This is a genomic window from Ensifer sp. KUDG1, assembly GCF_050434285.1.
Taxonomy (GTDB): Bacteria; Pseudomonadota; Alphaproteobacteria; order Rhizobiales; family Rhizobiaceae; genus Ensifer.
On record NZ_JBNDIG010000002.1, the window covers coordinates 910,030 to 929,993 of the forward strand.

19 protein-coding genes are annotated in these 19,964 nt (G+C 63.0%); 9 read left to right on the forward strand and 10 right to left on the reverse strand.

Annotated features, from left to right (window positions below; all coding sequences use genetic code 11):
• The first annotated feature begins 11 nt into the window (after nt 1–11).
• Both M2267_RS09980 and M2267_RS09985 read left to right on the forward strand, forming a co-directional pair.
• The gene (locus tag M2267_RS09980; protein WP_429114337.1) at nt 12–809 is read left to right on the forward strand and encodes an SRPBCC family protein; all 798 of its coding nucleotides are present in this window, start codon (nt 12–14) and stop codon (nt 807–809) included.
• A gap of 262 nt (nt 810–1,071) precedes the next feature.
• Nucleotides 1,072–1,494, forward strand: coding sequence for a DUF4864 domain-containing protein (locus M2267_RS09985; protein WP_043614349.1), 423 nt, complete (start codon nt 1,072–1,074; stop codon nt 1,492–1,494).
• Between the two features lie 22 nt (nt 1,495–1,516).
• On the opposite strand, the gene tgt is transcribed toward M2267_RS09985, so the two are convergent.
• The 5 genes from tgt to coaD form a co-directional block, all read right to left on the reverse strand.
• Nucleotides 1,517–2,647 (reverse strand): tRNA guanosine(34) transglycosylase Tgt, encoded by a 1,131-nt coding sequence (gene tgt, locus M2267_RS09990; RefSeq protein WP_043614346.1) that lies wholly within the window; start codon nt 2,645–2,647, stop codon nt 1,517–1,519.
• On the reverse strand, nt 2,648–3,730 hold the full coding sequence (queA, locus tag M2267_RS09995) for a tRNA preQ1(34) S-adenosylmethionine ribosyltransferase-isomerase QueA (protein WP_429114342.1): 1,083 nt from the start codon (nt 3,728–3,730) through the stop codon (nt 2,648–2,650).
• 73 nt (nt 3,731–3,803) lie between these two features.
• Nucleotides 3,804–4,313, reverse strand: coding sequence for a peptidylprolyl isomerase (locus M2267_RS10000; protein WP_043614341.1), 510 nt, complete (start codon nt 4,311–4,313; stop codon nt 3,804–3,806).
• Nucleotides 4,314–4,335: 22 nt separating this feature from the next.
• A complete protein-coding gene (locus tag M2267_RS10005; protein ID WP_043614338.1) occupies nt 4,336–4,908 on the reverse strand; it encodes a peptidylprolyl isomerase in 573 nt (190 codons plus the stop codon).
• Between the two features lie 34 nt (nt 4,909–4,942).
• The gene (coaD, locus tag M2267_RS10010; RefSeq protein ID WP_043614335.1) at nt 4,943–5,437 is read right to left on the reverse strand and encodes a pantetheine-phosphate adenylyltransferase; all 495 of its coding nucleotides are present in this window, start codon (nt 5,435–5,437) and stop codon (nt 4,943–4,945) included.
• A 226-nt stretch (nt 5,438–5,663) separates the two neighbouring features.
• Between coaD and M2267_RS10015 the strand changes: the two genes are divergently transcribed.
• Nucleotides 5,664–5,786, forward strand: a complete 123-nt coding sequence (locus tag M2267_RS10015) for a hypothetical protein (protein WP_255380879.1) — start codon at nt 5,664–5,666, stop codon at nt 5,784–5,786.
• Nucleotides 5,787–5,797: 11 nt separating this feature from the next.
• The gene (locus tag M2267_RS10020) at nt 5,798–5,926 is read left to right on the forward strand and encodes a hypothetical protein (RefSeq protein WP_256364279.1); all 129 of its coding nucleotides are present in this window, start codon (nt 5,798–5,800) and stop codon (nt 5,924–5,926) included.
• 141 nt (nt 5,927–6,067) lie between these two features.
• Here the strand turns inward: M2267_RS10020 and M2267_RS10025 are convergent, their stop codons facing one another.
• The 3 genes from M2267_RS10025 to M2267_RS10035 all read right to left on the reverse strand — a co-directional run bounded on the left by M2267_RS10025 (nt 6,068) and on the right by M2267_RS10035 (nt 10,014).
• Nucleotides 6,068–7,483, reverse strand: coding sequence for an MATE family efflux transporter (locus tag M2267_RS10025; RefSeq protein WP_429114349.1), 1,416 nt, complete (start codon nt 7,481–7,483; stop codon nt 6,068–6,070).
• 142 nt (nt 7,484–7,625) lie between these two features.
• Nucleotides 7,626–8,939 (reverse strand): TCR/Tet family MFS transporter, encoded by a 1,314-nt coding sequence (locus M2267_RS10030; protein WP_429114352.1) that lies wholly within the window; start codon nt 8,937–8,939, stop codon nt 7,626–7,628.
• Nucleotides 8,940–9,105: 166 nt separating this feature from the next.
• Nucleotides 9,106–10,014: a LysR substrate-binding domain-containing protein gene (locus M2267_RS10035; RefSeq protein WP_429114355.1), complete on the reverse strand. Its 909-nt coding sequence runs from the start codon at nt 10,012–10,014 to the stop codon at nt 9,106–9,108.
• Nucleotides 10,015–10,135: 121 nt separating this feature from the next.
• On the opposite strand from M2267_RS10035, the gene M2267_RS10040 reads away from it, so the two are divergent.
• Nucleotides 10,136–11,128, forward strand: coding sequence for an aldo/keto reductase (locus M2267_RS10040; RefSeq protein WP_429114358.1), 993 nt, complete (start codon nt 10,136–10,138; stop codon nt 11,126–11,128).
• 60 nt (nt 11,129–11,188) lie between these two features.
• On the opposite strand, the gene ypfJ is transcribed toward M2267_RS10040, so the two are convergent.
• On the reverse strand, nt 11,189–12,127 hold the full coding sequence (gene ypfJ, locus M2267_RS10045) for a KPN_02809 family neutral zinc metallopeptidase (RefSeq protein ID WP_043614325.1): 939 nt from the start codon (nt 12,125–12,127) through the stop codon (nt 11,189–11,191).
• 262 nt (nt 12,128–12,389) lie between these two features.
• Between ypfJ and M2267_RS10050 the strand changes: the two genes are divergently transcribed.
• The 3 genes from M2267_RS10050 (at nt 12,390) to M2267_RS10060 (ending at nt 17,596) form a co-directional block, all read left to right on the forward strand.
• Nucleotides 12,390–13,418 carry a zinc-dependent alcohol dehydrogenase family protein gene (locus tag M2267_RS10050; protein WP_429114361.1) on the forward strand — a complete coding sequence of 343 codons (1,029 nt, stop codon included), beginning with the start codon at nt 12,390–12,392 and terminating at the stop codon, nt 13,416–13,418.
• A gap of 218 nt (nt 13,419–13,636) precedes the next feature.
• Entirely contained in the window at nt 13,637–17,128 is a 3,492-nt protein-coding gene (gene carB / locus M2267_RS10055; protein ID WP_429114364.1) for a carbamoyl-phosphate synthase large subunit, read from the forward strand.
• A gap of 132 nt (nt 17,129–17,260) precedes the next feature.
• On the forward strand, nt 17,261–17,596 hold the full coding sequence (locus M2267_RS10060; RefSeq protein WP_429114366.1) for a hypothetical protein: 336 nt from the start codon (nt 17,261–17,263) through the stop codon (nt 17,594–17,596).
• Between the two features lie 54 nt (nt 17,597–17,650).
• On the opposite strand, the gene M2267_RS10065 is transcribed toward M2267_RS10060, so the two are convergent.
• Nucleotides 17,651–19,144 (reverse strand): MFS transporter, encoded by a 1,494-nt coding sequence (locus M2267_RS10065; protein WP_429114369.1) that lies wholly within the window; start codon nt 19,142–19,144, stop codon nt 17,651–17,653.
• A 292-nt stretch (nt 19,145–19,436) separates the two neighbouring features.
• Here M2267_RS10065 and greA point away from each other — a divergent pair, with 292 nt between their 5' ends.
• Entirely contained in the window at nt 19,437–19,913 is a 477-nt protein-coding gene (gene greA / locus M2267_RS10070; RefSeq protein WP_034791305.1) for a transcription elongation factor GreA, read from the forward strand.
• Nucleotides 19,914–19,964 lie beyond the last annotated feature (51 nt).

Here is a 19,964-nt window from a genome sequence, read left to right on the forward strand (position 1 = left end):
AAGGATATCCCATGCCTATCAAGAAGGATGGCAGCGGAAAGCGCTGGGTTGAAATGGAACTGATCGTGCCCGGCTCACCCGAAAAGGTCTGGCAGGCGATCGCAACCGGCAGCGGCAACAATGCCTGGTTCACCAAGACGGAAATCGACGAGCACGTCGGAGGCAGGATCGCCTTCGACTTCGGTCCGAACGGCGCCTCGACCGGTGAGGTGACGCATTGGGAGCCACCTGCCCGCTTCGCCTATGTGGAGCGCGAGTGGAGCGAAGGCGCGCCGCCGGTTGCAACCGAAATCACCGTCACGGCGCGTTCCGGCGATCGCTGCGTGCTGCGCATGGTGCATTCGCTGTTCACATCGAGCGACGACTGGGACGACCAGTTGGAAGGGTTCGAGGGCGGATGGCCGGCGTTCTTCGAGATCCTGAAGATCTATCTTGCGCATTTCGCCGGCGAGACGGCGGCCAGCAGCTTTGCCATGGTTTCCAGCGGGAAACCGGAGGCCACGGTCTGGGCACGCCTGACCGAAGCACTGGGGCTTGTCGGCGCCAATGTCGGCGAGGAGCGCAGCACGCCACCAAAGCCCGAACGCCTTGCCTGCATCGTCGAACGGGTGCAGCAGGACGCCAAGCAACGCTATCTGCTGCTGCGCCTGAAGGAACCCGGAGCTGGCATCGCGCTCATCGGGACCTATTCGACCGGCGATGGCACAAACGCCAGCATCGCACTCTATCACTATGGAGACGATGCCAAGGCGCGGGCAAAAGACAGCGAGCCGAAATGGCAGGAATGGATGGCGACGACCTTCAGCTAGGTCGACTTCCCCGGCGGTTGGCGCTCCGCTCGTTTGCACATTGGCAACGGGCGCCTCGCCGCCGCCGGCCCTATGCAAGCCGTTTTGCCAGACATCACTAACTTATGATTCCTGATGTAATACTTTCATATATAGAAATAATACCTTGATTTAAACAGTTTATATAAACCAATCGGATGCATTATTCGAAACGGCAACCAATGCTCCTGTTTCCAAAAGCCGTGACTGTCCTAGTCTTCCATTGCAGCTATGGAGATCGGCGATGTTCAGGAGCTTTGCAATCACACTCGGCATGATGGCGCAACTGGCAGCCGTGACCGCGGCGCGCGCGGACGAACCCGTCGATACGGCGCGGACAATCATACGAGAACAGATCGCTGCCTTTCTGCAGGATGATGCGGAAACCGCCTACTCCTTCACCTCACCTGCGGTGCGCGGCAAATTTCCCGACAAGGCAAGCTTCTTCGAGATGGTGAAGCGCGGCTACCAGCCCGTCTATCGGCCTGGCAACTTCGCGTTCGGCCGATCGAAGGTGATTGGCGACCAGGTGCTGCAGGAAGTTCTGATCTCGGCGCCCGACGGCAAGGATTGGACAGCAGTCTACGAACTCGTGAAGCAGCCGGATGGCAGCTACAAGATCAACGGCGTGATGATTTTGCAGTCGGCGTCGGGACCGGCGATCTGAGGCACCGGTCCGTTGGCGGCCATCAGACGGGGGGAAGGTCCCCTCGCCGCCAAGTTTCCTGGGTTTCGGCCATGAAGTCGGCGAAGCGGCCTTCGTCGATCGCCAGCCGGATGCCGGCCATCAGTTCCTGATAGTAGGCCAGATTGTTCCAGCTGAGCAGCATGCCGCCGAGCGATTCGTTCGAGCGGATCAGATGGTGCAGGTAGGCACGCGAATAGTCGCGCGTTGCCGGGCACGAGGACTGCTCGTCGAGCGGGCGCATGTCTTCGGCGTGGCGCGCGTTGCGCAGGTTGATGCGGCCGTGGCGCGTGAAGGCAAGGCCGTGGCGTCCCGAGCGGGTCGGCATCACGCAGTCGAACATGTCGATGCCCTCACCGACCGAGCGCAGGATGTCGTCAGGCGTACCGACGCCCATCAGGTAACGGGGCTTGTCCACCGGCATGATCGGGCAGGTAATGTCGAGCATGCGCAGCATCACCTCCTGCGGCTCGCCGACGGCGAGCCCGCCAACCGCATAGCCCTTGAGGTCCAGCCCCTTCAGCGCTTCGGCCGAACGCTCGCGCAGCTTCGGGATATCTCCGCCCTGCACGATGCCGAACATCGCCTTGCCCGGCTGGTCGCCAAACGCGACCTTGCAGCGCTCGGCCCAGCGCAGCGACATTTCCATCGCGCGCTCGATTTCCTTTGGCTCGGCCGGCAGCGCCACGCATTCGTCGAGCTGCATCTGGATATCGCTGTCGAGCAAGCCCTGGATCTCGATCGAGCGCTCCGGCGACATGTGGAAGAGCGCGCCGTCGACATGGCTCTTGAAGGTGACGCCCTGCTCGTCGAGCTTGCGAAGGCCGGCAAGCGACATGACCTGAAAGCCGCCACTATCGGTGAGGATCGGGCCCTGCCAGCGGATCAGCCCATGCAGACCGCCAAGGCGCGCGACGCGCTCCGCGCCTGGACGCAGCATCAGATGGTAGGTGTTGCCGAGAATGATGTCGGCGCCGAGATCCTTGACCTGGTCGAGGTACATCGCCTTGACCGTACCAACGGTACCAACCGGCATGAAGGCCGGCGTGCGGATCGTGCCGCGCGGCATGGACACTTCGCCGCGACGGGCCTTGCCATCGGTCTTGAGAAGCTTGAACTGGAAGGTCTCGGTCATCTAGTCTTTCCGGAAAAGCAGGCTGGCGTCGCCATAGGAATAGAAGCGGTAGCCGGTTTCGATCGCATGCGTGTAGGCCGCGCGCATCGTGTCCAGGCCACTGAAGGCCGAAACGAGCATGAACAGCGTCGATTTCGGCAGGTGGAAATTGGTCATCAACATGTCAACCGCGCGGAAGCGGTAACCGGGCGTGATGAAGATCCCCGTCGGACCGGACCAGGACTTGACAGTGCCGTCTTCCGAGGTGGCGCTTTCGATCAGCCGCAGTGAGGTCGTGCCGACGCAGACGATGCGGCCGCCCCTCGCCTTGACGGCATTGAGCTTTTCGGCCGTGCGGGCGTCGACGTGGCCGATCTCCTGGTGCATCACGTGGTCGTCGGTATCATCCGCCTTGACCGGCAGGAACGTGCCCGCGCCCACATGCAGCGTCACGAAATGCCGTTCGATGCCGGCCTCGTCGAGCTTGGCGAACAGGCGGTCGCTAAAATGCAACCCAGCGGTCGGCGCCGCAACGGCGCCTTCCTCGCGGGCATACATGGTCTGGTAGTCGGCACGGTCCTGCGCATCTTCGGCGCGCTTGGAGGCGATGTAGGGCGGCAAGGGAATGTGGCCGACCGCCATGATCGCCTCGTCGAGCGAGGGACCGGAGAGATCGAAGCGCAGCGTCACTTCGCCGGCATCGCCCTTTTCCTCGACGGTCGCGTCGAGCGTTCCGAGAAAGCAGCTCGAGCCGCCGTGGCCGAAGGCAATGCGGTCGCCGACCTTGAGGCGCCGTGCCGGGCGGGCGAAAGCCTTCCAGCGATCGGGTGCGACCCGCATATGCAGCGTCAGCGATACCTGCGTCGCGATCTCTTCGCCGCGCCGGCGGATGCCTTCGAGCTGGGCCGGAATCACCTTGGTGTCGTTGAAGACAAGCGCGTCGCCTTCCCTGAGGAACGACGGCAGGTCGAGCACGCCCTTGTCCGCCAGTACGTCGGCGCTATCGGGACGCACCACGAGCATGCGGGCGCTGTCGCGCGGGCTTGCGGGCCGAAGCGCAATCGAGGTTTCCGGGAGGTCGAAGTCGAACAGGTCTACGCGCATCGTTATCTTCAGACAAAGAAAAACCCGCCCCGGCGCAGTTGGCGACCGGGGCGGGTTCGTGCATTAGCGCAAATCAGGCGTCTGCGGCAACCCGCATCGTGACGATCGAGTCTGGATCACGCACCGGCTCGCCGCGCTTGATCTTGTCGATCGTTTCCATGCCTTCGATGACCTGGCCCCAAACGGAGTACTGCTTGTTGAGCCAAGGCGCATCGGTGAAGCAGATGAAGAACTGCGAGTTGGCCGAGTTCGGCATCTGGCTACGGGCCATCGAGCACGTACCGCGAACGTGGCTGACGTTCGAGAATTCGGCCTTCAGGTCCGGCTTGGAGGAGCCGCCCATGCCGGCGCGAGCCGGGTTGAAATGCTCGCCGCCGGTCTTGCCGTACTGGACGTCGCCGGTTTGAGCCATGAAGTCCTCGATCACGCGGTGGAACACCACGCCGTCGTAGGCGCCTTCGCGGGCCAGTTCCTTGATGCGGGCGACGTGCCCCGGAGCGACATCAGGCAGAAGCTCGATGATGACCTGGCCCTTGGTGGTCTCCAGGATGATCGTGTTTTCCGGATCCTTGATCTCGGCCATGGGTTTTCTCCTTCTGTTGATTTTACTTGCCGACCTTGACGCTGATCATGCGGTCGGGATCGGTGACGGAGCCGTTGTTGGCGTCGTCGCCGAGCTTGATCTTGTCGACGTTCTCCATGCCGGAGACGACCTTGCCGACGACCGTGTACTGGCCGTTGAGGAAGTCGCCCGGGGCGAACATGATGAAGAACTGCGAATTGGCGCTGTTCGGGTCCTGCGAGCGGGCCATGCCGACCGTGCCGCGCTCGAACGGAACGTCCGAGAACTCCGCCGGAATATCCGGACGCGACGAACCGCCGGTACCGGCAGCCTGCGGTTGGTAGCCGTTTTCCATGTCGCCATACTGCACGTCGCCGGTCTGGGCCATGAAGCCCTTGATCACGCGGTGGAACGCGACGTTGTCGTATTCACCGGCGGCGGCCAGCGCCTTGATCTGCTCGACATGCTTCGGTGCGATGTCGGGGCGCAGCTCGACGACGACCGGGCCGTCCTTGAGCGTGATCGTCAGGAAGTTGTCTGCCGATTGTGCAAACGCCGTTCCCGTAAAGGAAGCAAGCGCGATGGCGCCGGCGAAAGCGAGGTGGAGGATTTTCATGATTTCTCCCTGCGTGGTGAATTGGGGCCGCCCGTCAGGGGCGGCGTTTGGCCTGCAGTGCTTCGTAAACGGACTTGGGCACGAAGGCACTGACGTCGCCGCCCATGGCCGCGATCTGGCGGACCAATGTGGCCGTAATGGGCCGTGATGCCGTGCCTGCCGGCAAGAACAAGGTCTGGATATCCGGCGCCATCTGCCGGTTCATCCCGGCCATCTGCATCTCGTAGTCGAGGTCGGTGCCGTCGCGAAGGCCGCGCACCAAAAGCTTCGCGCCGCGCTCGCGGGCCGCATCGACGACCAGATTGTCGAAGGAGACGACGTCGATGTCGCCTGCCCTGTCCGGCAGAAATTCCTGGAGCGAACGGCGGATGAGTTCGGCGCGTTCGTCGAAGGAAAAGAGCGGCGCCTTGCCCGGATGGATGCCGATTGCAACGATGACTTTCGCCGCCACGTTCAGCGCCTGCACGAGCACGTCGAGATGCCCGTTCGTCATCGGATCGAAGGAGCCGGGATAAAATGCCGTGGTCATCGCACCTGTTTCCGTTTGGTGAAGCCTTTTGTCACGGACGGCGACGGATCGCAAGAGTTGTACGGCGCTTGGCCCTGTTCCCTGGGAAACAGCGGGCCAGAAAGAATGAATGCTAGATGAATGCCATGTTCAACGGTGCTTCACACCAAAGACGTTAAGTGTAGCGCCAGTAACAACGGAACTTTTTTGAACGTACCGCCGTTTAGGATGCGAAAGGATTACGGCTATGGGACTTGCTCTGTTTTCGATGGCGATGTTTTTCGCGATGATCTTTGCGACGATACATGGACTGCGCAACGAGTCCCGTGACCGGCGCGAGCGCTACGCGACCCAGAAGATCTTCCGTTGATGGAGGGCACTATGGCCACCCTGTTCATGATCGCGGCAGCGGTCACCAGTCTCGTATTCTTGATCGACTTTGCCCGGACGATACGCGACCTCCAGCGCGATCGCCAGGGTTCGGAACGGCTCGACGGTTTCAACGTCTAGCGGTTCCAAAGCTTCGTAAACGAAGCGTGGTAGTAAGCGGCCGTCGTTCCCTTCCCCTGAGGCGACCGCCATTGTAAGCCGGACGGCATCCCCTGCCCGTCCGGCTTTTTCTTTGCGTTCGGCAGCCCCGCGTTCGCCTTGTTACTCTGCCACCTGCTTGGCAGCGGCTTTGGCCTCCAATGTGCCCAGCATCCGGAAAAAGCGCCAGTTCAGCAGCACCGCAGCTGCGGCAAGGCCGAGCACGAAGCCGAACCAGACGCCGATCCCGCCGAAATTGAACAGAAAAGCGAAGGCCCAGGCGCAGACGAAGCCGATCGGCCAATAGGAAATCAAGGCCAGCAGCATCGGCACCTTGGTATCCTTGAGGCCGCGCAACATGCCGGCGGCGATCGCCTGCATGCCGTCGACGAGCTGGAATGCGCCGGCGATCACGATGAGCGGCGCTGCGAAGGCAAGCACTGCTGCAGCATCAGGGCGGGCGGTGTCGAGATAAAGGGCGGCCAGTTGGCTCGGGAAGAATGCGAAGATGGCGCTGCCGACCATGGCAAAGCCAGCGCCGAGCACCAGCGAAGCGATCGCCGCGCGCCTGACGCCCAGGAGGTCACCGCGGCCATAGGAGAGACCCACGCGCACCGTGGCCGCCTGCGCCAGCCCCAACGGGATCATGAAGGCGATCGAGGCGAATTGCAGGGCGATGCCGTGGGCCGCAAGTTCGACCGTACCGATCGTGCCCATCAGCAGCGAGGCGACAGTGAAGAGGCTGACCTCGGCAAGGATCGTCAGCGAAATCGGAATTCCGAGAAAAACGACTTCACGGAAGGCAACCCAGTCGGGCCGCCAGAAGCGGACGAAGAGTTCGTACTGGTTGAGCTCCGGCTTGCTCTTGATATAGGCAATCGTCAGCGCCGCGCCGAGCACGGCGACGCCAAGCGCTGCAACCGCCGCACCGAAGATGCCGAGTTGCGGGAAGCCGAAGTGGCCGAAGATCAGCACGTAGCAGAGCGCGGCATTGAGCACGAGCGTCGCCAGCGTGACGTAGAGAATGATCCCGGCCCTCTCCAGGCCACTCAGGAACGCCCTCAGCACCATGAAGATGAGGCCGGGGAAGATTGCCCATTGCGCGATGCGGACATATTCTCCCGCAAGCGCTGCGACCTTGGGCTGTTGGCCGGCAAATAGCAGGATCGGCTCGGCCATCCAGAGGATGGGCGCAGTCAGAAGGCCGTAAAGCATCACCACCCACATGCCCATGCGCACCGAGCGGCGCACCGAAACCTTGTCGCCGCGACCGACGGCCTGTGCCGCCATCGGCACCACCGCATTGGCAAATCCGTTGCCGAAAACATAGACGGTGAAATACATCTGGGTCGCCAGGATGATGGCCGCGAGCTCGGTGGCGCCGAGCTTGCCGACCATCAGGACGTCCGTCGTGTTGATGGCGAGCTGCGCCAGCTGCGCACCGATGAACGGCACGCCCAGATAGAAGCTCGCGCGATAGTGCGTCCGCCAGGAATTGTCGGTCGTCAACGATATCGGGCTCGCATTCGCGGTCAGCATGGCAGATTCCTGGCAGTCAATGCGGCCCCGGGCCGCAACCGAAGATCGGGGGGAGGAATCCGGAAATAGAATACCGTCGGGCAAAGAGCCAGCCGCAAGGGCGAGGTTGCTCAAACTTTCATCGATAGATCACGGAAATTGATCAATTTCCGTGCAGTCGCGGCCGCTCCATCGCCTCTGGCTCTTCCGGCGCTGCGGCGTCGGCCGGCTCGACGTTCTCCGCGCCCTGTGGTCCGACCGCCCTGCTTCTCGGTATCTTCAGGAAGAACACGATAAGCGCGCCGACGAGGAAGCAACTGGCGAGTGCATAGGGCGCGCCGGCAAAGGCGACGGGCGCGGCAGGGCTGGTGAAATAGCCGAAGGCCTGGGTGAAGATCAGCGGACCGATGATCGTGGTGATGCTGCCGATGCTGGTCAGCGCGCCCTGAAGCTCGCCTTGGGCCGACGGCGGCACGTGGGCCGCGGCGATACTGCGCAGCGGCGGATCGGCGAGGCTTTCGAGCGCGGTCGCGATGATCACCGCATAGATCATCCACCCCTGCCAGGCGCCGGCATAGCCGATGGCTCCGAGCGCGGTGAAGGTCAGGCCGAGCACGGCCGTGCGCCACTCCCCAAGCCGCGGCACCACGCGCGGCAGGATGACGGCCATGACGAAGGCACCGCCGATACCGAAGATCCCGAGCGAAAGTCCGATCTGCCCCTCGCTCCAGCCGTAGCGGTAGCTGGAAACGAAGGACCAGACGGCCGGATAGACCGAATGGGCAAGCCAGAAGAGAAAGAACACCAGCCCCACCCAGCCGATGCCGGGGTAATTGCGCATCTGCTTGAGGGCGCCGAGCGGGTTGGCGCGTTTCCACTCGAACCGGCGGCGGTTGGCGCTGTCGAGTGTCTCGGGCAGCAGGAATACGCCAAGGATAAAGTTGACGAAGGACAGCGCTGCCGCGCCGTAGAACGGGACCCGCGGGCCGAGTTCGCCAAGCAGACCGCCAAGCACCGGCCCGAGCGCGAAGCCGGTACCAAAGGCAATGCCGATCAGCCCGAAATTCTTGGCGCGATTTCCGTCGTGGCTGATGTCGGCAATGTAGGCCGATGCCGTGCCGAAGCTCGCGCCGCTGATGCCCGCGAGCACGCGGCCGATGAACAGCATCCAGTAGCTGGTGGCGAGCGCGCAGATGAGATTGTCGAGCGCGAAGGTGAAGACCGATGCGAGCAGCACCGGGCGGCGGCCGAAGCGGTCGCTGAGATTGCCGATCAGCGGCGCGAAGAGAAACTGCATGGCCGCATAGACGAGCAGCAGCCATCCGCCGTCGATCGCCGCCTCGCTGACATTGGCGCCCGTCAATTCTTCGAGGTAGGCCGGCAGCACCGGCACGATGATCGCGATGCCGATGATATCGAGAAACAGAATGAGGTAGACGAGGAACAGGCCGCGTCGCACAAATTTCTCGTCGCGCATGCGATCCCTCCCCGGCGGCCTGCCCCGGGAAAAGAGACAGAACGTGAACAACGCTACCAATTTAGGTGTAACGGATCATTTCGCACGAAACAATCCGTGAACGTCTCAAATTATCTGATGGGACTATCGCAATGGTTGATACGTCAGGCAGCGTACAGCCTGTGCCTCAGCGATGGTCCCGCCGCTGTTCGCGCTTCAGAAAGTCGACGAAGGCGCGCAACGGCGCCGGCATGTGCTTGCGGCTTGCATAATAGAGAAGCGGGCCGGAGAAGCTCGTCGTCCACGCCTCAAGGATCGGCACCAGGCGCCGTGCGGCAACCGCAGGCGCGATGAACTCCTCGAAGGTCCGGATCACGCCAAGACCGTCGATGGCCGCCCCGAGTTCGAGATCGATCGTGTTGGCGGTGACGACGGCCGGCGGCGCGATCGTCAGCGCCGCCTCGCCCTCGCCGAACTCCCAGGGAAGCGAGAAGCCGCTGGCGAAGCGGTGGCGAATGCAGGCGTGTTCAAGCAGGTCGCGCGGATGGCCGGGCACACCGCACCTGGCGAGATAGTCCGGTGCCGCGGCCGTAACGTAACGCTGGCGGCTCGGCCCGATCGGGATGGCGATCATGTCACGCTCGACGCGTTCCTCGTAGCGGATGCCGGCGTCAAAGCCTGCGGCGAGGACATCGACGAAGCCGTCATCCGCCGTCACCTCCAGCGAAATTGCCGGGTGCTCGCGCAAGAACCGGCCGATGATCGGTGGTAGTATTTCGCGGGCGACGATGGTCGGAACGTTCAGTTTCAACGTTCCCGCCGGACTGTCGCGCATCTCGTTGACCTGATCGAGCGCGCCGGCGATCTCGCCGAGCGCCGGCGTCAACCGGTCAAGCAGCCGCGTACCCGCCTCCGTCAGGGTCACGCTGCGTGTCGTGCGGTTGAGCAAGCGCACCTGCAGTTTCGCTTCAAGACGGCGGAGCGCCTCGCTCAGCGCCGACGCGGAAACGCCGCGCTTCTTCGCAGCCGCGCGAAAGCTGCGGGCTGCGGCAACAGCAGTGAAGGCATCAAGGTCGGCAAGCGGCAAATCGTTCATTGTGCGGAATTTCGTACAAGTCGTTCGGTTGAGATCGGATTATCGCACGGCGCCGAACGAAGTAAACAGAACACAGAGCAAGCGGCCGGCTGTTTTTCGGCCTTGTCGAAGGAGAACGAAGATGGATTACGTTTCACTCGGAAAGACCGGTCCCTCGGTTTCGGCGCTCGGCCTCGGCTGCATGGGCATGTCCGGCATGTACGGCCCCGCGGACCGAGCCGAAAGCATTGCTACGATCCATGCCGCGCTGGAGGCCGGCATCACGTTGCTCGACACCGGCGATTTCTACGGCATGGGTCACAACGAGATGCTGATCGGCGAGGCGCTGAAAGACGGGAAGCGCGACAAGGCGCTGCTGAGCGTGAAATTCGGCGCGTTGCGCGATGCCGCCGGGAACTGGTCCGGCTACGATTGCCGCCCCAAGGCCGTTCGCAACTTTCTCGCCTACACGCTGCAGCGGCTCGGCATTGACCATATCGACGTCTACCGCCCTGCCCGCCTCGACCCGGATGTGCCGATCGAGGACACCATCGGCGCAATAGCCGATCTGGTGAAGGCCGGTTACGTCAGGCACATCGGCCTCTCGGAAGTTGGGGCCGAGACCATCCGGCGTGCGGCCGCCGTGCATCCGATCGTCGACCTGCAGATCGAGTATTCGCTGATTTCACGCGGGATCGAGGACCAGATCCTGCCGACCTGCCGCGAACTCGGTATCGGCATCACCGCCTACGGCGTGCTTTCACGTGGACTGATCAGTGGCCACTGGCAGAAAGGTGCGGCCGCCAAGGGCGACTTCCGCGCCATGAGCCCACGGTTTCAGGAAGGCAATATCGACCGGAACCTCGCCCTCGTCGACGCTTTGAGGCAGATCGCCGATGGCAAGGGCGTATCAGTCGCGCAGATCGCGATCGCCTGGGTCGCGGCCAAGGGCAAGGACATCATACCGCTCGTCGGCGCGCGGCGGCGCGATCGACTGGCGGAGGCGCTGGCGTCGCGCGACGTCCATCTCAGTGCAGACGATCTGGCGGTGATCGAACAGGCGGTCCCGAAGAATGCCGCAGCCGGGGCGCGCTATCCGGAGGCCCAGCTCGCCCATATGGACAGCGAGCGCTAAGCCACAAACGAAAGGGCCGGCTGTCGAGCCGGCCCTTTCGTTGATTCCGGTTGAAAGAAATCAAACCGCGCCCGAGAACGTATCGCAGGCCGTCATCTTGCCGCTGTCGAAGCCGCGCTTGAACCAGCGCATGCGTTGTTCGGACGTGCCGTGGTTGAAGCTTTCGGGAACGACATAGCCCTGCATGCGCTTTTGCAGCGTGTCGTCGCCGATCTGCGTGGCGGCATTCAGCGCCTCTTCAAGGTCGCCCTGTTCGAGCAGGCCCTTCTGCTGGGTGTACTTGCCCCAGACGCCGGCGAAGCAATCCGCCTGCAGCTCGACGCGCACCGACATCTGGTTGGCTTCGGTCTCGCTCATCGACTGGCGCATCTGGTTGAACTTCGGCAGCACGCCGATCAGGTTCTGGACATGGTGGCCGACCTCATGCGCGACCACATAGGCCTGGGCGAAATCGCCGGCCGCATCGAACTTCTGCGCGAGTTCGTCGAAGAAGCTCATGTCGAGATAGACCTTGCGGTCGCCGGGGCAATAGAACGGCCCGGAGGCGGCCGAAGCAAAGCCGCAGGCAGAACGCACCTGGCCACGGAAGAGCACCATCTTCGGCTCCTCATACTGCTGGCCGTTCGCCTGGAAGATGCCGTTCCAGGTGTCTTCGGTCTCGGCAAGCACCGTCGCCATGAACTGCTTCATTTCCTCTTCCTGAGCCGTGCCCTGCGGCGCCGGCGAGCCGTCGCTCTGCTCGAATCCCGGCATCTGCACCTGGCCACCGCCGCCTTCCAGCACCTGCAGCATGTCGATGCCCATGGCCTTGAGGATGAAGTAGAGGACGACGAGGAAGATGATCGTGCCGAAGCTCATGCCGCCGCCGGCGCGCCGCATGCCACCGCCACCGGTCGGCATGCGAAAGCCGCCACCGCGCCCGAACGGATTTCCGCCGCCGGGGCTCGCGCCGCGCTGGTCTTCGATATTGTCGGATTGGCGGCGGCCCTTCCATTCCATGATCTGTCCTCCCGGCCTCTGAAAGGCGTTGTCGGTTTGCTCTTTTATAAGACGGCCCTAACGTCGTTGTAAAACGCAATCGCGACCCGTAAGTTCGCGATCTCACCAATCTTTCTGCTGCGACGGGCAGATCGCAAAAGCGCCGACGGCAAGCGGGCAGCTGGACTCATCAGCCGTCCGCTTTGAGCAACCGCGACCGCCTTGACGCAAACCCGCTTTGCCGGTCCTATTCGCAATCGTGCAGGGGCGAGGAGGCACGGTGATGAAGGCATTGCGGCTCGAAGGTATCGGTCAGTTGCGGGTCGTAGAAGTGCCAAAGCCCTCGCCCGGCCCTGTCGATCTGCTGGTACGCGTCGAGGCCTGCGGCGTCTGCGGTACGGACAGGCATCTGCTGCACGGCGAATTCCCCTCCAGCCCGCCAGTCACGCTCGGCCACGAATTCTGCGGCATCGTCGAGGCCGTCGGAAGCGGTGTTTCCGATATCGCAATCGGCGCCAGAATCACCGGCGATCCCAACATCGCCTGTGGCACCTGTCCGCAATGCAGTGCCGGGCGCATCAATCTCTGCCGCAATCTCCGGGCGATCGGCATCCATCGCGACGGTGGTTTTGCCGAATATGTGGTGATGCCGCGCAAGCAGGCACATGAAATACCACTGAGCCTCGATCCCGTGCATGGCGCCTTCTGCGAGCCGCTTGCCTGCTGCCTGCATGGCGTGGATATCGCGGGCATCCGCGCCGGCTCCTCCGTCGTCGTTCTCGGCGGCGGCGTGATCGGCCTGTTGGTGGTGCAGCTCGTCCGTCTCGCCGGCGCGACAACGGTTATCCTGTCGACAAGGCAGGCGGCCAAGCGCCGCCTTGCCGAAGAGGTCGGCGCGACGGCGACGGTCGATCCTTCCTCTGCCAATATCGTCGAGCAGATCGCCGGCGACACCGGGCTCGTTCCCGGCGGGGTCGATATCGTCATCGAGTGCGCCGGCGTTGCCGAAACCGTCAGGCAGTCGACACGGCTTGCCAGGGCCGGTGGAACCGTCGTGATTCTCGGCGTCATGCCGAAGGGCGAGACCGTGGAAATCGAACCGTTCGACATTCTCTTTCGCGAACTGCGGGTGCTCGGATCCTTCATCAACCCCTTCGTCCACCGCCGTGCGGCAGACCTTGTCGCCACCGGCGCCATCGAGGTCGACAAGCTGATTTCGCGGCGGGTAACGCTCGGCGAAGCGGCCGACGTCATTGCGCATCCGCCGGCCGCCGGAGAGGTCAAGGTTCTCGTCATCCCCGGCCGCGCCTGACATTCGCAGCACTGTTTCGCCGCGCGCAGAGCGCGCTGCGTGGCCAGAGGTGCGCAAATATGGCTGGTTCCTGTCGATTCCGGAATTTTCGGGGTTTCGCTTGCAGAAACATTTGCCTATAAGCCGCTTCTAGCCTGAAAAGACCCATCAATGCGTGCCCGGCCGGTGACCTCCCACCTCGGCCGGTTTTTCGCGCAGCTAGAAACGGATGATCGACCATGCCGAAGCGCCAAGATATCAAGTCCATTCTTATCATCGGCGCGGGGCCGATCGTCATCGGTCAGGCTTGCGAATTCGACTATTCCGGCACCCAGGCCTGTAAGGCGCTGAAGGAGGAAGGCTACCGCGTCATCCTCGTCAACTCCAACCCGGCAACGATCATGACCGATCCGGGCCTTGCCGACGCAACCTATGTCGAGCCGATCACCCCTGAGGTCGTCGCCAAGATCATCGCAAAGGAGCGCCCGGACGCGCTGCTGCCGACCATGGGTGGCCAGACCGCGCTCAACACGGCGCTGTCGCTGCGCCGCATGGGCGTTCTCGACCGCTACAATGTCGAGATGATCGGCGCCAAGCCGGATGCCATCGACAAGGCCGAAGACCGCGCCCTCTTCCGCGAAGCCATGGCAAAGATCGGCCTGGAGACGCCGAAGTCGCGTCTCGCCAACGCCACCGACATCAAGGACCATGACCGCAAGACGCACGAGGCCGAGCGCGCCGAACTGAAGAGCCGGCTTTCGGGCGCGGAGCTCGACAAGGCGCTCGACGACCTCGAGAACCAGTGGAACCTTGGCGAAGGCGACCGCAAGCAGCGCTACATGAACCATGCGATGGCAATTGCCGCGCAGGCGCTCGACGATGTCGGCCTGCCCGCGATCATCCGTCCGTCGTTTACGCTCGGCGGTACTGGCGGCGGCATTGCCTATAACCGCACGGAATTCTTCGACATCGTCGGCAGTGGCCTCGATGCGTCGCCGACCACCGAAGTGCTGATCGAAGAATCGGTGCTCGGCTGGAAGGAATACGAGATGGAAGTGGTCCGCGACACCGCGGACAACTGCATCATCATCTGCTCGATCGAAAACATCGACCCGATGGGCGTGCACACCGGTGATTCGATCACCGTTGCCCCGGCGCTGACGCTGACCGACAAAGAATACCAGATCATGCGCAATGCCTCGATCGCGGTTCTGCGCGAGATCGGCGTCGAGACTGGCGGCTCGAACGTTCAGTTCGCCGTCAATCCGAAGGACGGCCGTCTCGTCGTCATCGAAATGAACCCGCGCGTTTCGCGCTCTTCGGCTCTGGCGTCGAAGGCGACCGGCTTCCCGATCGCCAAGATCGCCGCGAAACTCGCCATCGGTTACACGCTCGACGAACTCGACAACGACATCACCGGCGGCGCGACCCCGGCCTCGTTCGAACCGTCGATCGACTACGTCGTCACCAAGATCCCGCGTTTTGCCTTTGAGAAGTTCCCTGGCGCCTCGCCGGTTCTCACAACGGCGATGAAGTCGGTCGGCGAAGTCATGGCGATCGGCCGCACCTTTGCCGAATCGCTGCAGAAGGCGCTGCGTGGCCTTGAGACCGGCCTTACCGGCCTCGACGAAATCGAAATCCCCGACATGGACGAGAACGGCGATGGCCGTAACGCCATTCGTGCCGCGATCGGCACGCCGACCCCGGACCGCCTGCGCATGGTTGCCCAGGCGCTGCGCTTTGGCATGAGCGAAGAGGAAGTCCACGAGGCGAGCAAGATCGATCCGTGGTTCATCGCCCAGTTCAAGGCGATCGTCGACATGGAAGCGCGCATCCGCGAGCATGGCCTGCCTGTCGATGCCGAGAACCTGCGCATGCTGAAGGCCATGGGCTTCTCCGATGCCCGCCTGGCAACGCTCGGTGGCAAGCGCCCGAAGGAAGTGGCGGAACTGCGCAATGCGCTCAATGTCCGCCCGGTCTACAAGCGCATCGACACCTGCGCTGCCGAGTTCGCCTCGCCGACCGCCTACATGTACTCGACCTACGAGACGCCCTTCGTCGGCGCCGCTCGCTCGGAAGCCGAGGTTTCCGAGCGCAAGAAGGTCGTCATCCTCGGCGGCGGTCCCAACCGCATCGGCCAGGGCATCGAGTTCGACTACTGCTGCTGCCACGCCGCCTTCGCGCTGAAGGATGCCGGCTATGAAGCGATCATGATCAACTGCAACCCGGAGACGGTTTCGACCGACTACGACACCTCCGATCGCCTCTACTTCGAGCCGCTGACGGCCGAAGACGTGATCGAGATCATGCGCGCCGAGCAGGAAAAGGGCGAACTCGTCGGCGTCATCGTGCAGTTCGGTGGCCAGACGCCGCTGAAGCTCGCCGAAGCGCTCGAAAAGAACGGCATCCCGATCCTTGGCACCGCGCCTGACGCGATCGACCTTGCCGAAGACCGCGACCGCTTCCAGAAGCTCCTGATGAAACTCGACCTCAACCAGCCGAACAACGGCATCGCCTACTCGGTCGAGCAGGCTCGCCTCGTCGCTGCCGAGATCGGCTTCCCGCTGGTCGTGCGCCCGTCTTACGTTCTCGGCGGCCGCGCCATGCAGATCATCCATTCGGAAAGCATGCTGCAGAGCTACCTGCTCGACACGGTTCCGGGCCTCGTTCCCGAAGACATCAAGCAGCGCTATCCGAACGACAAGACCGGTCAGATCAACACCCTGCTCGGCAAGAACCCGCTGCTCTTCGACAGCTACCTGACGAACGCAACGGAAGTGGACGTCGACTGCCTCTGCGACGGCAAGGACGTGTTCGTTTCGGGCATCATGGAGCACATCGAGGAAGCCGGCATCCACTCGGGTGACAGCGCCTGCTCGCTGCCGGTTCACACGCTCGACAAGGACATGGTCGACGAACTCGAGCGCCAGACGGCGGCCCTCGCCAAGGCGCTCAATGTTGGCGGCCTGATGAACGTGCAGTTCGCCATCAAGGACGGCACCATCTACGTGCTTGAAGTGAACCCGCGCGCCTCGCGCACCGTGCCCTTCGTCGCCAAGACCATCGGCGCGCCGATCGCCAAGATCGCCGCCCGCGTCATGACAGGCGAAGCGCTCGATGTCGCGATCGCCGCCTATGGCGAAAAGCCGGATCCGCGCAACCTCAAGCACATCGCCGTCAAGGAAGCGGTCTTCCCGTTTGCACGCTTCCCCGGCGTCGACACCCTGCTCGGCCCGGAAATGCGCTCGACCGGCGAAGTCATCGGCCTCGACACCGACTATGCGCTCGCCTTCGCCAAGTCGCAGCTCGGCGCCGGCGTCGACCTGCCGCGCGATGGAACGGTGTTCGTTTCGGTGCGCGACGAGGACAAGACCCGTGTGCTGCCGGCAATCCGCATCCTCGTCGATATCGGCTTCAAGGTGATGGCGACGGGCGGCACGGCCCGCTTCCTCGGTGAACACGGCATTGCCGCCACCAAGATCAACAAGGTCCAGGAAGGCCGTCCGCATGTCGAGGACGCGATCCGTAACCGTCACGTCCAGCTCGTCTTCAACACCACCGACAGCAACAAGGCGATCTCGGACTCCAAGTCGCTGCGTCGCGCGACACTGATGCAGAAGGTGCCCTACTACACGACCATGTCGGGTGCGGAAGCGGCTGCCCATGCCATCAAGGCTCTGAAGGCCGGCAGCCTCGAAGTGCGCCCGCTGCAGAGCTACTTCAAGGCCTAAGAACGAGAGCGGCGCGCGAAACCTTCGCGCGCCGCCGTCATGCCCGAGGACTGTTGTGCTTCAACAGCCCGCTCTCCGCTGAACGCCGCATGAACGACCGGTTCAGCCTGTATTCCCCCAGCACATGTTTCTATGACCCTGCGCACAGAGAGATCGGCGGCTTCGCCGGCGGGCGCGACATGGGGCAAGATCGTGCAACTCTATTTCTTTGATTTGCTGTGGGGCGACGAGCACTTCGTCGATGAAGACGGTATCTGCCATTTCGACGAGGGATCGGCCCTCTATTACGGCCAGCGGGTCGCGGACAAGATCGGTCGCGATGCGGATTATGGTTCGTTGAAGGTCCAGGTCCTCTCCAGCAACCGCAAGCTGCTGGCAACGATCGTGCCCTCCATCGGCCGCGGCGCCGAACAGCGGGCGTTGCTTGCCCGCCGCCACGTCGGCGCGTCTCTGTCAGCTGCAGCCTGAAGCAGTACCAAGAGCAAAGCGCGGGAACAGCCATCCTGCGCTTGATCGCACTGATCAGTCTGCCGCCAGGGCCTCGGCAGCCGTTCTGCCCCGATCACGACGCGCGTGGCTCGCTGCGAGCCGCACGGTTCTGACACCCAAATACAGAGAAGCCGTGGAGATCAGGAACGCGACGACGAAGACCGTGAACAAGGCGGCGTGCATCGTGGCAACGTTCGCCTGCTCGTCGAAACCGCGAAGATTGGCCGTCAGCCCGCAGATCGCCGCGCCGATCGCATAACCGGCCGACTGCAATGTCGGCAGAAACGCCGAGGTCTTGTCCCGCTCTCCTCGCAAGGAGACGTCCATCATCAGTTGGCTGAGCGTGCCCCACGATATGCCGAACCCTGCGCCAACGGCGATCTGGCTCGGGAAGACCAGCCGGTAATCGTCGATCGCGAAGGCGACCATCAGGCCAGCAAGCCCGAGACTGAGAAGCGCTGGACCCGCAGGGATCAACTTCACGCGCAGAGCGTGAGAGTGCAGGCTTGCGACGGCGATTGCGGTCACGCTCCAGGATATCGCCATCAGTGCTGCGGAAAAGCCAGCGGCCGTAGGGCTGAAACTCCAGACATGTTGCAGGCCGTAGATGAGATATACCGAGCCGGACGCCTGAGCGAGGGGCATCAGCAGCACCACCCAAAGCCCGGTGCCGAGCGGTTTTGTGAGCTGAAAAGCACCGGCGGGCAGGATCGAATGCTCTGCCCGGCGGTCTGTTGCGACGGCCGCCCAGAGGATGGTCAGCGCCGTTGCCAGCGCCGCCGCCATCAGGGGGACGCTGCTCGCCGTATTTGAGACCGATATCAGCAATATGCCGGAACCGACCACGGTTAGCCGCAGAAGCGGAATTGGGCGAGGCGTGTCGCTCGATGGCACCTTGCGTGCCGGCACGATCAACAGAACGAGCGCGACGAAGATGACGGTTGCGGGAACATTGACGGCGAAGGCCGCCCGCCATGACCAGTATTCCGTCAGGAAGCCGGATACGAGCGGGCCGCCAAAGGCCGCCGTTGCCCAGACGATGGCCTCGGCTCCGAATACCTTCGGGACCAGGCGCGGCGGGAAGAGTTCGGGGATCAGCGCGTAGCAGACCGCTGCAATGATCCCCTCGCCGAATCCTTGAAACACACGACCGGCGAGGACCTGCGGCATGCTGCCGGCGGCAGTCGCGACGAGGGTGCCGACGACAAAGATGAGCGCGGCCGCAATCAGCGTCCCGCGTGCGCCAAACCTGGACTTGAGCGTGGCGGCAACAGCGCCGCCGAGAATGGCAAAGACGAGATAGAGCGTGACGGCCCAGGACAACAGCGTAGCGCCGCCGATCTCTTCGACGGCTGTGGGCAGCGCGGTCGCTACGAAAAACTCGTTGAAGGCGAACAACGCGACTCCGAGGCAAAGGGCAGCCGTCGTCGCCAGATAGTCTGGCCGCAGCAGTTCGCTCCAGCGGCCGTCCTCCTGAAGTGCGGTATCGCCTTCGCCTGCCTTCGTTTCGTCCCTCGCCAGAACCATGCCCAACGTTCCTCGTGCTATCTCTTCGGAACACTTCTGTTACGACCTCAACCGCAGTTGAGGTAAAGCGCTTTCTGCGCAGCTTGCCACCCCGTCGCCTCCCCCACAAGTTGCAGCGGCATTTCAGGGTTCGGTGGACGACGGCGAAATATCTGGCTTTCGCGCTTCCGTTTCTGCTATAACGAAGGTTCGAAGTTTCGGACGGTTCCGGCGTTTGCGCGCCGGAGACCGTTTTCTTTTGCGTTGGCGCCGCCCAAAGGGCGGCGCCTCGTGCTTGATGAAGGACATTGAAATGGTCGAAAAAGTGCCGATGACCCAGGGCGGATTCGTCAACCTGCAGGAGGAGCTGCGCTGGCGCCAGCAGGAAGAACGACCGCGAATCATCGAGGCGATTGCCGAAGCCCGTGCACATGGCGACCTGTCGGAAAATGCCGAGTACCACGCTGCCAAGGAAGCGCAGAGCCACAACGAAGGCCGCATCACCGAGCTCGAAGACTTGATCGCCCGCGCGGAAGTCATTGATCTCTCGAAGATGTCCGGCTCCAAGATCAAGTTCGGCGCCAAGGTGAAGCTCGTCGACGAAGACACTGAAGAGGAAAAGACCTACCAGATCGTTGGCGACCAGGAAGCCGACGTGAAGGCCGGCCGCATCTCGATCTCGTCGCCGATCGCCCGCGCGCTGATCGGCAAGGAAGTTGGCGATTCCATCGAAGTGAACGCCCCCGGCGGTTCCAAGGCCTACGAGATTCTTGCCGTCAACTGGGGCTGATCAGCCCCAGACAGGGGCGAAGTCTTCCTTCGCCCCCTTTTCTCTTTCTCC